At 73.9% G+C, this 13,928-nt stretch carries 12 protein-coding genes; 9 read left to right on the forward strand and 3 right to left on the reverse strand.

Going from position 1 to position 13,928, the window contains the following annotated elements; all coding sequences use genetic code 11:
* The first annotated feature begins 77 nt into the window (after positions 1-77).
* Positions 78-1,271 (forward strand): NAD(P)/FAD-dependent oxidoreductase, encoded by a 1,194-nt coding sequence (locus DEJ00_RS15995; RefSeq protein WP_258373713.1) that lies wholly within the window; start codon positions 78-80, stop codon positions 1,269-1,271.
* A gap of 67 nt (positions 1,272-1,338) precedes the next feature.
* Here the strand turns inward: DEJ00_RS15995 and DEJ00_RS16000 are convergent, their stop codons facing one another.
* The 3 genes from DEJ00_RS16000 to DEJ00_RS16010 all read right to left on the reverse strand — a co-directional run bounded on the left by DEJ00_RS16000 (position 1,339) and on the right by DEJ00_RS16010 (position 4,841).
* Positions 1,339-2,208 (reverse strand): UbiA family prenyltransferase, encoded by an 870-nt coding sequence (locus tag DEJ00_RS16000; RefSeq protein ID WP_111058036.1) that lies wholly within the window; start codon positions 2,206-2,208, stop codon positions 1,339-1,341.
* 42 nt (positions 2,209-2,250) lie between these two features.
* Positions 2,251-3,837: a long-chain fatty acid--CoA ligase gene (locus tag DEJ00_RS16005; protein WP_111058066.1), complete on the reverse strand. Its 1,587-nt coding sequence runs from the start codon at positions 3,835-3,837 to the stop codon at positions 2,251-2,253.
* Positions 3,838-3,935: 98 nt separating this feature from the next.
* Positions 3,936-4,841 carry a DMT family transporter gene (locus DEJ00_RS16010; RefSeq protein WP_111058037.1) on the reverse strand — a complete coding sequence of 302 codons (906 nt, stop codon included), beginning with the start codon at positions 4,839-4,841 and terminating at the stop codon, positions 3,936-3,938.
* Positions 4,842-4,912: 71 nt separating this feature from the next.
* On the opposite strand from DEJ00_RS16010, the gene DEJ00_RS16015 reads away from it, so the two are divergent.
* From DEJ00_RS16015 to DEJ00_RS16050, 8 genes are all read left to right on the forward strand, one after another.
* Positions 4,913-5,761, forward strand: a complete 849-nt coding sequence (locus DEJ00_RS16015; protein WP_111058038.1) for a LysR family transcriptional regulator — start codon at positions 4,913-4,915, stop codon at positions 5,759-5,761.
* Positions 5,762-5,846: 85 nt separating this feature from the next.
* Positions 5,847-7,061, forward strand: coding sequence for a sensor histidine kinase (locus tag DEJ00_RS16020; protein ID WP_111058039.1), 1,215 nt, complete (start codon positions 5,847-5,849; stop codon positions 7,059-7,061).
* Positions 7,049-7,783 carry a response regulator transcription factor gene (locus DEJ00_RS16025; RefSeq protein WP_111058040.1) on the forward strand — a complete coding sequence of 245 codons (735 nt, stop codon included), beginning with the start codon at positions 7,049-7,051 and terminating at the stop codon, positions 7,781-7,783. The genes DEJ00_RS16020 and DEJ00_RS16025 overlap by 13 nt, the downstream gene beginning before the upstream one ends.
* Before the next feature lie 76 nt (positions 7,784-7,859).
* Positions 7,860-8,672, forward strand: a complete 813-nt coding sequence (locus DEJ00_RS16030) for a fructosamine kinase family protein (RefSeq protein WP_111058041.1) — start codon at positions 7,860-7,862, stop codon at positions 8,670-8,672.
* Between the two features lie 204 nt (positions 8,673-8,876).
* A complete protein-coding gene (locus DEJ00_RS16035) occupies positions 8,877-11,051 on the forward strand; it encodes a glycosyltransferase family 39 protein (protein WP_258373714.1) in 2,175 nt (724 codons plus the stop codon).
* Between the two features lie 35 nt (positions 11,052-11,086).
* Entirely contained in the window at positions 11,087-11,809 is a 723-nt protein-coding gene (locus tag DEJ00_RS16040) for a response regulator transcription factor (RefSeq protein ID WP_111058042.1), read from the forward strand.
* Positions 11,806-13,485 carry a cell wall metabolism sensor histidine kinase WalK gene (locus DEJ00_RS18910; RefSeq protein WP_181440214.1) on the forward strand — a complete coding sequence of 560 codons (1,680 nt, stop codon included), beginning with the start codon at positions 11,806-11,808 and terminating at the stop codon, positions 13,483-13,485. Before DEJ00_RS16040 ends, DEJ00_RS18910 begins: the two co-directional genes overlap by 4 nt.
* Positions 13,486-13,594: 109 nt before the next feature.
* Entirely contained in the window at positions 13,595-13,864 is a 270-nt protein-coding gene (locus tag DEJ00_RS16050; RefSeq protein ID WP_027466025.1) for a hypothetical protein, read from the forward strand.
* Positions 13,865-13,928: the final 64 nt, after the last annotated feature.

The following is a 13,928-nucleotide window of genomic DNA, read 5'->3' on the forward strand; positions in this document are numbered from 1 at the left end:
CGTCGAGTACGGCCCCCTGACCCGACGCTTTCTGCTCACTGAACGCCGCGGCGAACGGTCACCGTAGGCTCGCGGACGTGCCCATCGAACGCGTCGACGTCCTCGTCGTCGGCGGCGGCCCCGTCGGACTGTTCCTGGCGGCACTCCTGGCTGCGCGGGACGTCGACGTCCGGGTGTGGGAACGCCGGGCCGAGCCGCCGACCGGTTCGCGGGCCATCGGCATCCACCCACCGTCCCTCGACGCGTTCGCCGCGATCGGCCTGGACACCGCGGTGCTCGCCGAGGCGTCGCTGGTGCACGCCGGCGTTGCCCGCAGCCGAGGCCGGACCCTCGGCACCCTGCGCTTCGACCGCGCGTCGCCGACCCACCCGTACGTGGCCACCCTCGACCAGCACCGCACCGAGTCCCTGCTCCGGGACCGGCTCCGGGCCAGCGCACCGAGCGCCCTGCGGACCGGTACCACCCTGACCGCCCTGTCCCGGCACACCGACCACGTCGACGCCACCGGGACCGGACCGGACGGCGACACCGTGACGGTCCGTGCGGCCTTCGTCGTCGGGGCCGACGGTGCCCGGAGCGCCGTCCGTGACCTGCTCGGCATCGGCACGACCGGCCGGGAGTACCCGGACCGCTACGTGATGGGTGACTTCGCCGATCCCGAGGCCCCGTCGGCTCGGTCCTCCGCGCTGGTCGACGTCGGCCCGGACGGCGTCGTCGAGTCCTTCCCGCTGCCGGGTGCGCGGCGCCGGTACGTCGCCCTGGTGCCGGACGACGAAGCGTTCGCCTCGGCCGAGGGCAGCTGGACGGGCACGCCGGACCCCGCGGTCGTCACACGCCTGGCCGCACTCGTCGCGGCGCGCACCGGCGTCGTGCCGGACCCCGCGACCTGCTCGATGACCAGCGGCTTCCGGGTGCGCCGCCGCGCCGCCGACCGGGTGGGCGTCGGCCGGGTCGTGCTCGTCGGCGATGCCGCCCACGAGATCAGTCCGATCGGCGGGCAGGGCATGAACCTCGGGTGGCTCGACGTCGCCGAACTGGCGCCCCTGCTGGTGGGTGCCGTCCGCACCGGCGTTCCCGGTCCGTGGCCGGGCTACGCCGCCCGCCGCCAGGCGGCCGCCCGACGCGCGGCACGGCAGGCCGAGGTGAACATGGCACTGGGCCGTCCGCTCGGCCCCGTCACGGCGACCGGCCGGGAGGCGCTGCTCCGGACCGCCCTGTCCCTGCCGACCGCGCACGGCCTGGCCCGGCTCTACGCGATGCGCTGGGCCTGACGGCTCGCGTCCGGCGCGCAGACGCGCAGACGCGTGTCTGCGCGGAGGCGCAGCGTGTTCCGCGTCGTCAGGCGACGAGTCGCGCGCCCGCGAAGCCGAGCTCGATCACGAGCACGAGGGAGGACGCGATGACCAGCCGGAACAGGGTGCGCGATGCCCGCCCCCCGAGCACCAACCGGACGCCGACGACGGCGAGCACGGCCACCACGACAGCACCGAGGACCGCGAGCACGACGCCGAAACCCCGGACGGGGTCGTCGCCGAGCACCTGTCCGCCGAGCACCAGCGCGGCCGCGACGACGAGCGAGGCGAACGCGACGATCCCCGCGCCACGGAGCCCGAGCCGGTGCGGGAAGCCCCGCACACCGGTCGCTGCGTCGTCGACCAGGTCGGGCAGCACGTTGGTGCAGTGGATCGCGATGCCGAAGACGGCCCCCGTGGCGATCGCCCACCACGCCGGCCACTGCCCCTCGGGCCCGGCCGCGACGGACACGACGGGCAGCAGCCCGAAGGCGACGACGAACGGCGCCACCGACCACACCGAACGCTTCAGCCCGGCGTCGTAGGCCCACCCGGCGGCGACCAGCACGAGGTGCGCCAGGGCGGCGACCGGCCCGAGGAACAGCGAGAGCACCACGGCGATCCCGGCGGTGACGTACGCGGCGGCACGGACGGTGCCGACGGCGATGAGGCCGCTGGCCACGGGCTTGTCACTCCGCCCGACGGCTCGGTCACGGTCCGCGTCGATCCAGTCGTTCGCGAGCCCGATGGACAGCTGCCCGGCGACGACCGTCAGCGCCACCAGCACCACGAGCCACACGGGGTGTCCGACGGCTGCGGCGATCACCGCGGCGAGGACGGTCACGGTGACCGTGGGGCCGGGGTGCGACGACGCGAACAGCAGGCGCGCGGTCGACGGGGTACGGCTGGCGGTCACCCGGTCAGCGTACGGATCGCGCCTGCGCGGTCGTGGCAGGGGTCACGGAACGGCCGTCACCTCGACGCCGAACCGGTCGACGAGCTCGCGCTTGAGCACCTTGCCGCTCGGACCGAGCGGCAGCGCCTCGAGGACGTGCACCACCCGCGGGTACTTGTACGCGGCGATCTCGGCGGCGACGAAGTCGACCAGGACCTGCGGCTCGACGGACGCGCCGGCGTGCAGGACCACCGCGGCCTCGACCTCCTGCCCGTGCACGGCGTGCGGCACGCCGAAGACCGCGGCCATCGCGACGTCGGGGTGGGTGGCGAGCACTTCCTCGACCTGCCGCGGGTACACGTTGTAGCCGTTGCGGATGATCATGTCCTTGGTGCGGTCGACGATCGTCAGGTACCCGTCGTCGTCCTTCGTGCCGAGGTCACCGGTGCGGAACCACCCGTCGACGATGGCCTCGGCGGTGTCCTCCGGCCGGTCGAGGTACCCGTTCATCAGGTTGTGGCCGCGGATCACGAGCTCGCCGATCTCGCCGTGGGGCAGCATGACGATCGCGTCGCGGACCTCGGGGTCGGCGATCTCGACGTCGATGCCCCACACCGCGGTGCCGATGGTGCCGGGTCGCGGCGGTTGCCCGACGTGGTTGAAGGTGGCGACCGGCGAGGTCTCGGTCAGCCCGTACCCCTCGTGGATCGGCGCGTCGAAGACCTGCTGGAACCGCTCGAGCACCGCGAGCGGCAGCGAGGCCCCGCCGGAGATCGCGTACCGGAGCGTCGGACGGGCCTCGGACCGTGTCGCGGCGTCGAGCAGTGCCATGTACATCGTCGGGACACCCATGAAGATGCCGCAGCCGTGCTCGACCATCGCGGCGAGCGCCGTGTCACCGTCGAACTTCGGCAGCATGACGAGCGTCGCGCCGGTCCGGAACCCGGTGTTCATCGTGCAGGTCTGCCCGAACGTGTGGAACAGCGGCAGGGCGCCGAGCAGGACGTCCCCGCGGTGCATGTCGAACGTCGTCATCAGGTTGGTGTTGACCTGTTCGAGCAGCGAGAAGTGTGACCCTTCGGCACCCTTCGGCTGGCCGGTGGTGCCGCTCGTGTACAGGATCGTGGCGGTGTCGAACGGGTGCCGCGGCACGTAGGTGTCGAGCGGTTCGCTCTGCGCGGCCAGGGCTTCGAGCCGGTCGGGGCCGGCCGCGGACCCGTCGTCGGTCGTCGCCGGTGCGAGCACGGTCACGACGTCGACCCCGGCGAGCTCGGCTCCGGCGGCGCCCTCACCGAGCAGCGGGGCGGCACAGACGAGCAGGGTGGCACCGCTGTCGCGCAGGACGTACTCGATCTCGCGGCGCTTCAGCAGCGCGTGCACGGGCACGGCCACCGCGCCGAGGGCCAGCGTGGCGTAGTAGACGCGGGGGAAGTCCGCGACGTTCGGTACGAGCATCGCCACCTTCGACCCCTCGGTCACGCCCCGCGCGCGGAGCGCCCCGGCGTAGGCCAGGGTCTGCGCCCACAGCTCGGCGTAGGTCGTGCGGACGTCGCCCACGATGACGGCGACGTCGTCCGGGTAGCGTGCCGCCGACTCGGCGAGGATGGCTGCGACCGACGCGGTCGCGCGGGTGGTGTGGGTGTCGTGCATGCCGGTCTCCGTCTTCGTCGACGACCTCGTCGTCGTCACCGCCGATCCTACGGCTCGACCCGGCGGACCGGTCAGGCAGGCTCGACCCGGCGGACCGGTCAGGCGGCGGACGCCGCGGGTTCCCGTCGACGGAGGAGCACCCCGGACGCCAGGGCGATCCCGAGCAGGACGACGAGTCCGCCGACGGGCTCGTTCCACCGCACCCGCTCCCCCAGCACGAGCACACCGAGCGCCACCCCGACCACCGGCGTCAGGTACGTGACGGTGGAGGCGCGGCCGGCGCCCCACGCCTGCACGAGCCGGGTGTTCCAGGCGTAGGCCAGCCCCGTGCCGACGCAACCGAGCGCGACCATCGCGGCCACGATCCTCCCGTCCAGCTGTACCGGACCGGTGGCGATGACGGGCGCGACCAGCAGGAGCATCCCGGAGGCCAGCGTCAGCTGGACCGTCGCCAGTGTGACCGGGTCGTACGCGCTCGCCACGGCCACCCGGCGCAGGTAGGCGAGCCCGATGCCGTAGGACGCCGTCATGCCGAGCAGCGCGACCTGCCCCGGCACGCTCGCCAGGACCTCCGGGTCGGTCAGGACGTCCCACGGGCCGACCAGCACGAGCACCCCGACGATGCCGAGCACGATCCCGAGCACCTGCCGTCCGCGCAGCCGTTCGGACGGCACGAGCACCGCGAGCGCGGCCAGCGTCATGATCGGCGTCGTCGCGTTGTAGATGCTCGCGAGCCCGGACGGCACGGTCTGCTCGGCCCACGCCATCAGTGACGACGGCACCGCGTTGAGGAACACCGCGACGACCGCCAGGTGCGCCCAGGTGCGTGGCTCCCGGGGCCACCGGCGACGGGTCGCCAGGAGCACCACGACGAGCGTCACCCCACCGAGCACGGTCCGCACGGTGGCGACCTGCTGCGGGGCGAGTCCGTCGAGTCCGATCTTCGCGAAGAGGAAGCTCGAGCCCCAGGTCAGTGCAACGAGGGCGTAGAGGAGGGCGTTCACGTGGCCTAGTGTCGGACCAGCGAGTGACATGCGGCAAACGCATGGGGCTCATGCCGACATGAGGAGGACGCATGACCGTCTCGGTCCAGCAACTGCGCGCGTTCGTCGCCACGCTCGACGCCGGGTCCTTCACCGCGGCGGCCGCCGCGCTGAGCGTCGGGCAGTCCGCGGTGTCCCACGCCGTCGCCGGGCTCGAACGCGAGGTCGGTGGACCCGTGGTGCGCCGCGGCACGGTCGCCGCCGCCACACCGCTGGGCGACCGCCTGCTGGCCCACGCCCGCAGCGTGCTCGCCTCGGTCGAAGCCCTGGAGGCGGTGGTCCGGCCCGCCACGGCGCGCGGCACCGTGCGCCTCGCCGCCGTCCCCACCGTCTGCCAGGGCCTGCTACCGCGGCTCCGCGAGCTGTGGGCCGTGACCCTGCCGGACGTCGACGTGCAGGTCTACGAGGGCGACGACGACGAGATGCCGGAGTGGCTCGAGGCCGGCACCGTCGACGCCGCCGTGCTCGTCGACCCGTCGCCGGCACCCGCGGGTGGCGTGGTCGTGGCGCGGGACGAGATGGCCGCCGTGATCCGCCGCGACCACCCCCTCGCCGAACTGCCTGCGCTCACCCTCGACGACCTGCACGAGGACGGCCTGGTGGCGGGCGGCGGCGGCTGCGAGTACCAGATCCAGAAGCTGCACGAGCTCGACGGCCGTCCGTTCCGCTACGCCCACCGGGTGCGGGAGATGAGCACGATGTTCGGGATGATCCAGCGGGGCGAGGGCGTGTCGATCGTGCCGACCCTGGGCCGCGGGATGCTGCCGCCCGACCTCGTGATGATCCCGATGGCCCGGCGGCTCGAACGGACCCTGGTGCTGAGCGGGCCGTCGTCCCGTGCGTGGCACCCGTTGGCGCGGGCCCTGGTCGACGCGGTCTGAGACGGACGGTCCCCTGGTCAGGCAGCTCCGGCAGCTCCGACCTTCGGCGGATCCGCTCGTCCCGACGGCTCCCTAGGCTCGGGGCATGACCTCGACCGCGCTCCCCGCCGTGCCGCTCGGGCAGCGTGTGTGGTCCCAGACCTGGCGTGTCGCCGTCGCGGCCCTGACCGGGCTGCTCACCGCGGGGCTCGTGTGGCCGTCGATGGACACCCGCGGCTGGAGCGACCTGCACGTCGGCGCACTGATCCTCGGCGACGTGGGTGCCGGTCTGGTGGCCATCGTCCTCCTGCCGTTCCGGCACCGGGCACCGCTGGTGATCACCGTCGTCATCGGTGCCCTCAGCTCGGTGTCGACCCTGGCCGTCGGCGCAGCCGGACTCTCCCTCGTGTCACTCGCCACCCGGCGTCGAGCCGTGGAACTCGCCGTCGCCGGCGCGGTGCTGCTCGGCGCCACACTGCTCTACGACGTCGTCCTGGCACCCCCCGTGGATGACATGCCGCTCTGGCAGATCATGCTCGTGGGCCTCGTCGGCATCGCCCTGCTCGTCGCGATCGGCATCGGGATCGGACAGCGCCGGGCCCTGCTGCTGTCCCTGCGCGAGCGCGCGGCCCTGCTCGAACGCGACCAGCAGCTGCGCGAGGACCGTGCCCGCGAGCAGGAGCGCGCCCACATCGCTCGCGAGATGCACGACGTCCTGGGCCACCGGCTGTCCCTGGTCGCGCTGCACGCCGGTGCGCTCGAGTACCGCGGTCCGGGGCTCACCCCCGACGAGACCGCCGCAGCGGCCGGGGTCGTGCGGGCCGAGGCGCACTCCGCGCTCACCGACCTGCGTGACGTCCTCGGGGTGTTGCGCGACCCCTCGGCGAACGGCGGCGACGAGGTGACCGGCACCGCGCCTCCGCAGCCGACGCTCGTCGACCTGCCCGGCCTGCTCGACCAGGCGCGTTCCGGCGGTGCGACCGTCCGGGCGCGCGTCGACACCGACGGCACGGCGGTACCGACGGCCGTGGGGCGGCACGCCTACCGGATCGTGCAGGAGTCGCTGACGAACGCCCGCAGGCACGCCCCCGGAGAGCTCGTCGACGTCGTCGTCGAGACCGTCCCCGGCCCGGCGATCCGGGTGGTGGTCTCGAACACGCTGGCCGCCGGACCTGCGCCCGCGGACGCCTCCGGGCACACCGCCGGGCACGGCCTGCGCGGGCTCGCCGAGCGCGCCCGTCTCGTCGGCGGGAGCTTCCGCGCCGGCAGCGACGACGGACGCGTGCACGTGGTCGAGGCGGTGCTGCCGTGGACCCCGTGACCGCTCCTGTCCGCGTCGTCCTGGTCGACGACGACCAGCTCGTGCGCGTCGGGCTCCGCATGCTGCTCAGCGGCGACGACGGGCTGGTGGTGGTGGGCGAAGCGGGCGACGGGCTCGAAGCCGAGGGCGTCATCGCGTCGACCGCGCCCGACGTCGTGCTCATGGACATCCGGATGCCCCGGTGCGACGGACTCGTCGCCACCGAACGCGAACTGCGCCGACGACCCGACCTGGCCGTCCTGGTGCTGACCACCTTCGAGGGCGACGACCTCGTGCTCGGAGCGCTGCAGGCCGGCGCCCGTGGGTTCCTGCTGAAGGACACCCCGCCGCACGAACTCGTGCAGGCCGTGCGGACCGTCGCCGCCGGACGCTCGATCCTGTCCCCGTCCGTGCTCGACCGGGTCATCGCGTTCGCGGCCGGGCCCCGCTCGGGCCAGACGGCCGATGGCCGGGGCGGCGGACCGGCCGGGCCTCGGGCCGGCACCGCTCCGGACGGAGCCGAGGAGCGCCGGCTGCTCGCCCTGCTGACCGAGCGGGAGCGGGAGGTCGCGCTCGCCGTGGCGAACGGGGCGTCCAACGCGCAGATCGCCGCCGACCTGTACGTGGGCCTGGCCACCGTGAAGACGCACGTCGGGCACGTCTACGAGAAGTTCGGCGTCGAGAACCGGGTGCAGCTCGCACTCGTCGTGCACGCGGCCCGGCGGGGAGAGCCGAGCGCGTGACCGGGCGCCGGGCGACCGGGGCGCCGGGTGACCGTCGGCTGAACGGTCGACGGTTCCCCCTCGGCAGGATGGGCCGATGGCCGAGACGCACGTGAAGACGTTCACCACCGCGGACGAAGCGGCAGCCGAAGCCGCCGGGCTCGCCTGGCTCGCCGAGGCCGAGGACACCGGGGGCACCCGCATCGCTCGCGTGCTCGGGCGCCCGACCCCGATCGTGCTCGACCTCGAGCTGATCTCCGACGGCTCCCCCACCGCCGCCCAGGCGGAGCGGTTCGGCCGCTCCCTCGCGCACACGCACGCCGCCGGTGCCGACCACTGGGGTGCGCCGCCCACCGGGTGGACCCGCGGTGCGGCGCTGCGGATGGGCCGCTCGCGCACGCCGTTCGTCGCGGCCGATCGGGCACCGGCGACCTGGGGCGAGTTCTTCGCCGAGTACCGCATCCGTGACTTCGTCCGCCGCATCGTCGACGCCGGCGGGTTCGACCACGCCGAGGCAGCCGTGTTCGAGCGGGTCGCCTCGCGCGTGCAGGACGGCACGCTCGGGTCGCCCCAGCCCGCGCTCGTCGGGGACGGACCCGCGCGGCTGCACGGCGACCTGTGGGCCGGCAACGTCCTCTGGCCGACGGACTCGTCCGAACCGACCGGCGCCGTGCTCATCGACCCGATCGCCCACGGCGGGCACGCGGAGACCGACCTGGCACTGCTCGGGCTGTTCGGGCTGCCCCGGCTCGAGACGGTGCTCGCCGCCTACGACCGGGAGTCACGGCTGGCCGACGGCTGGCAGGAGCGCGTCGAGCTCCACCAGCTCGCGCCGCTGCTGCTGCACGTGTTCCTGTTCGGCGGCTCGTACACCGGGGCCGCACTCCGGGCAGCGCAGCGGTACGCCTGACCCCTCGCACCGTGCGAGGGGCGCCGCACGAACGGTGCGAGGTTCCACACTCCGTGCGACCCCGCGTACCTCGCACCGAGTGCGGAACCTCGCACCACGGCAGACCGCCCCCTCGCACCGTGCGAGGGGGCGCACCGAGCGTCCTTAGCCCGCACATAGCCGGCGCAGTGCAGCAGTCGGGGAACGCCCCGGATGCTCATCGACATGACCACGTACCCGATACCCGTGACCGACCGACGCGACCCCGCGCGCAGTGCCGCCCGGGATCGGCGCCGCCTGCCCCTCGCCCGGCTGTTCCTCGGCGAGCGCGAGGACGCCCGCTGGCTCCGACCGGCGTTCTGGGCGCTCCTGGCCGTGACCGCCGTGGTGTACCTGTGGGACCTCAGCGTCTCCGGGTACGCCAACAGCTTCTACGCCGCCGCCGTGCAGGCCGGCACGAAGTCGTGGGAGGCGTTCTTCTTCGGCTCCCTCGACTCGTCGAACTTCATCACGGTCGACAAACCGCCCGCCTCGCTGTGGGTGATGGTGCTGTCGGCCCGACTGTTCGGCTTCTCGAGCTTCAGTCTGCTGCTCCCCCAGGCGCTGATGGCCGTCGGTTCCGTCGCCCTGGTCTGGGGCACGGTCCGCCGCACCTTGGCCCGACTCGGCGCCACCACCGCGAACGTCGGCGCCCTGCTCGCGGGCTTCGTCGTCGCAGCGACCCCGGCGGCGGCGCTGATGTTCCGCTTCGACAACCCGGACGCCCTGCTCGTCCTGCTGATGACCGCCGGGGCGTACTGCACGGTGCGGGCGCTGCCGAGGGGCAGCTGGAAGTGGATCGCGCTCGCCGGGGTCGCCCTCGGGTTCGCGTTCCTGACGAAGATGCTGCAGGGACTACTCGTCCTGCCTGCCTTCGGCCTCGTCTACCTGTTCGCCGCCCGCACCGGATGGGGCCGGCGTGTGGTCGGCCTGCTCATCGCCGCCGGTTCCCTCGTGGTGGCCGCCGGCTGGTGGGTCGTCGCCGTGTGGCTCTGGCCCGCCGAGTCCCGTCCGTACATCGGCGGCTCGACGAACAACACCGTCCTCGACCTGGTGTTCGGCTACAACGGCCTCGGCCGGATCTTCGGGGGCTCGGGCAACGGCGGCGGAGGCGGCGGCATGACCGGCGGCACCGCCGGAGGCTCGTTCGGCGGCTCGACGGGCCTGAACCGCCTGTTCTCGTCCGAGATGGGGCTCGAGATCTCGTGGCTCCTGCCCGCGGCGCTCATCGCCCTGGTCGTCGGTCTGGTCGTCGTCGGCCGTCGGCACCTGGCCGATCCCGCACGCGCCGGGCTGGTCCTGTGGGGCGGCTGGCTCCTGGTCACCGGCCTCGTGTTCTCGTACATGTCCGGCACGATCCACCCGTACTACACGGTCGCCCTCGCCCCGGCCATCGCCGGACTCGTCGGCACCGGTGGCGCCCTGCTCTGGCACGCACGAGCCCGGTTCGTCGGCCGCCTCGGCCTCGCTGCGATGATCGGCGTGACCGCGTTCTGGGGTTGGTGCCTCCTCAACGAGAACCCGACCTGGCTGCCGTGGCTGCGCTGGGTGATGCTCGCCGGTGGGCTGCTGTCGGCAGCACTGATCGTCATCGGCAGTGTGCCGTCGCTGCGCAGGCTCGTCACGGTCGGTGTCCTCGCCGGCACCCTGTTCGGGCTGTCCGGCACCACCGCCTACGCCCTCGCCACGACGACCGTCGCGCACTCCGGTTCGATCCCGAGCGTCGGTCCGGCGGGCAGCAGCTCCGGCGGGACGGGCGGCGGCGGCACCGGTGGCTTCCCGGGAGGCACGGGCGGACCGGGTGGGTCGGCCTCCGGCTCCGACGACGGCGGCTCCGACAGCACGTCGGACACCCAGCAGGGCCCCGGCGGGACCCCGCCGGAGGGGGCGTCCGGCGAGGCCCCGGAGATGCCGGACGGCACGTCCGGCACGGCACCGGGCAGTGACCAGGACGGCACGGACGACGCGACCTCCGAGGACGGGTCGGGGATGGGCCTCCAGGCCGGGGGTGGTGGCGAGGGCGCGTCGACCTCGTCCGCCCTGCAGGAGCTGCTCGAGGCATCCGACGCGAAGTGGGTGGCCGCGGTGAACGGATCGCAGTCGGCCGCCCAGCTCGAACTCGACACCGACACCGCCGTGATGGCGATCGGGGGATGGTCGAGCGACCCGGCACCGACGCTCGCGCAGTTCAAGGCGTACGTCGCCGACGGCGACATCGGGTACTACGTGTCGTCCGGCTCCGGCGGTGGCATGGGCGGCGGCTCGTCGACCGCGTCGGCGATCCAGGAGTGGGTCGCGGCGAACTACGAGTCGACGACCGTCGGCGGCCAGACCGTCTACGACCTGAGCAGCACGGAGTGACCGGCGACGAGGGCGCGGTGGATAGGCTCCGGGACATGCCCGGCACCCCGCTGCAGCGCACCGACGGCTCCCCCGTCCGCGCCCTCGTCGTCGACGACGAGCACGCCTTGGCCGAGGCCGTCGCCCTGGCGTTCGAGGGCGACGGCTGGGCCGTGCGGTCCGTGCACCGCGGGCGCGACGTGCTGTTCGCGGCCCGGGAGTTCCAGCCCGACGTGATCGTGCTCGACGTGATGCTGCCGGACATCGACGGGTTCGAGGTGCTCGAACGGCTCCGCGACGCCCGCGACGGCGTGCGGGTGCTGTTCCTCACCGCACGCGACGCCCCCGAGGACCGGCTCGCCGGGCTGACCGGCGGCGGCGACGACTACCTGACCAAGCCCTTCGGCATCGAGGAGCTGCTCGTCCGTGCCCGGATCCTGGCGCGCACCTCGACCCGGGTCGCCGCCGCCGGGGCGAGCGCCGAGGTCGTGGTCGGGGACCTCCGGCTCGACGAGGACGCCCGCTCGGTCAGCCGTGCCGGGGACCCGATCGAGCTCACGCCGACCGAGTACGAGCTGCTGCGGCACCTGGCCCGGAACGCCAACCGGGTGCTGTCCCGCGAGCAGCTGCTGGCGAGCGTCTGGGGCATGGACTTCGGCACGTCGTCGAACCTGGTGGACATGTACGTGTCGTACCTACGGAAGAAGCTCGACGCCGGACGTGAGCCGATGCTGCAGACCGTCCGGGGGGCGGGGTACGTGCTCCGGCCGGCGACGTGAGCCGCCCCGGGCGCACCGGGCGTGTGCCGTCGTTGCGCTGGCGGATCGTGGCGGCGATGGCCCTGCTGCTCGTGGCGACGAACGTCGTCGTGGGGGCGGTGACCGTCGTCGCGTTCCGGGGGTACCTGGTCGACCGGCTCGACGCGGAGCTGTCGACGGCGGCGATGCGGACCGTCGGCGGACGGGACGGGGCGGAACCGCCGCCGGGGGCTTCCGGGCCGCCGCCGGGGTCGTCGTCCTCGTCCTCGTCCTCGTCCTCGTCCTCGTCGGACGATCTGCCGGATCCCGACAACGCCTTCATCGGTGCGCCGGGGCAGTCTGCGGGCACGGTCATCGCCATCGTCCGCGACGGCGACGTGGTGCTCGGGGGCTACACCGACGGGGACGGTGACCAGCGCCGCCTGACCGCGGCGCAGCAGCGGACGCTCGCAGCGGTCCAGACCGGCCGTGACCCCGTGACGGTCGAACTCGGCGCACTCGGCGACTACCGGGTGCAGGCGGTCGGCGACGACGGCGACGTGTTCGTCACCGCGCTCCCCCTCGGTGACCTCGACGCCGCGATCGCCCGACTGCTGCTCGTCATCGGGGTCGTCACGGTGCTCGGGCTCGCCGTCGCCGCGTGGGCCCTCACGGTGCTCGTCCGCCGATCGCTCCGGCCGCTCGAACGGGTCGCCGCGGTGGCGTCCGGTGTGACCGCACTCGACCTGGAACGCGGCGACCCGGACATCCCCGTCCGCGTCTCCGACTCCGACCTGCGCGCCAACCGCGAGGTCGCGCAGGTCGGCAACGCGCTGAACCGGCTGCTCGGTCACGTCGCCCAGGCGCTCACCGTCCGTCGCGACGCCGAGGCCGGCATGCGGACGTTCGTCGCCGACGCCTCGCACGAGCTGCGGACCCCGATCGCCACCGTCCGGGCGTACGCCGAGCTGTCGGAGCGGACCTCCGACCTGGACGCCGTGCACCGCAACGTCGACCGGATCGGACGCGAGGCCGTCCGGATGGGCGACCTCGTCGACGAGCTGCTGCTGCTCGCACGGCTCGACGCCTCGGCCCTGGCGTCGGGGGCGCCGGCCGCGCAGGTCGTCCGCGAGCCGGTCGACCTGACGTCGCTGGTGGTCGAGGCCACCATGGACGTCCGCGCGACGGCGCCGGACCACCGGTGGACGCTGCAGATCGTGGACGACCAGCCGGTGCGCGTGGCCGGTGACGAGGTGCAGCTCCGACGGGTGGTCACGAACCTGTTGACCAACGCCCGGACGCACACGCCGCCCGGGACTGCCGTCGTGGTGTCGTTGCAGTCGGTGCCCGGGTCGAGGTCGGCGTCTGCGTCCGCGCCTGCGTCGGGGTCTGCGTCTGCGTCTGCGTCTGCGTCTGCGTCTGCGTCTGCGTCTGATGGTGCCGTTGTCCGCTTCGTCGTGGCGAACGACGGGCCGCCGATCCCCGCCGAGTCCCTGCCGACGCTCTTCGACCGGTTCACCCGAGGCGAGGCCTCGCGCTCACGGGAGCACGGCACGAGCGGACTCGGGCTGGCGATCGTGCGGGCCGTGGTCGTGGCGCACGGCGGCGCGGTGCGGGTCGCGTCCGAGCCCGGGCGGACCGCGTTCACCGTGGACCTGCCGGCCTCGGCTGACGGCGGGTCGACGGAGGTCACTGCGGACGCTGGGGAAGCTTCGTGAGCAGACGACGTCGGGTGCCGCGACCGCGCTCGACATCTCCTGCTCACCGAGTGCCGCCCGGGTCGCCCGGGTCGCATACTGGTCGGAGAACGCCGGACGAGGAGGCCCCGTGACGAACGCGTACGACAAGCTCCCGGGCCGCCCGGACCCCACCGACCTGGTGGTCGAGGTCCCGGCGTTCGAGGACGACCGCCCCCAGCCCGAACCCGCTCCGCCCGCCGCGGCGCCGGAGCTCGTGGCCGCGACCGAGTTCGCGCGGTCCTCGCACGCACCGCCCACGATCCGCCGGACGCAGATGCGGGCGGGAGCCTGGATCGCGGGTGTCCCGATCGCGGCGCTCGTGGTCGTCGCGATCGTGCAGATCCTGCTGCCCCGCTGACCGAGAGCGTCACGGAGCGGGGCGGAGCGGGGCGCTCGGACGCGTTCTCACGCGCTGTGCGACA

This window comes from Curtobacterium sp. MCLR17_039 (assembly GCF_003234745.1).
Taxonomy (GTDB): domain Bacteria; phylum Actinomycetota; class Actinomycetes; order Actinomycetales; family Microbacteriaceae; genus Curtobacterium; species Curtobacterium flaccumfaciens.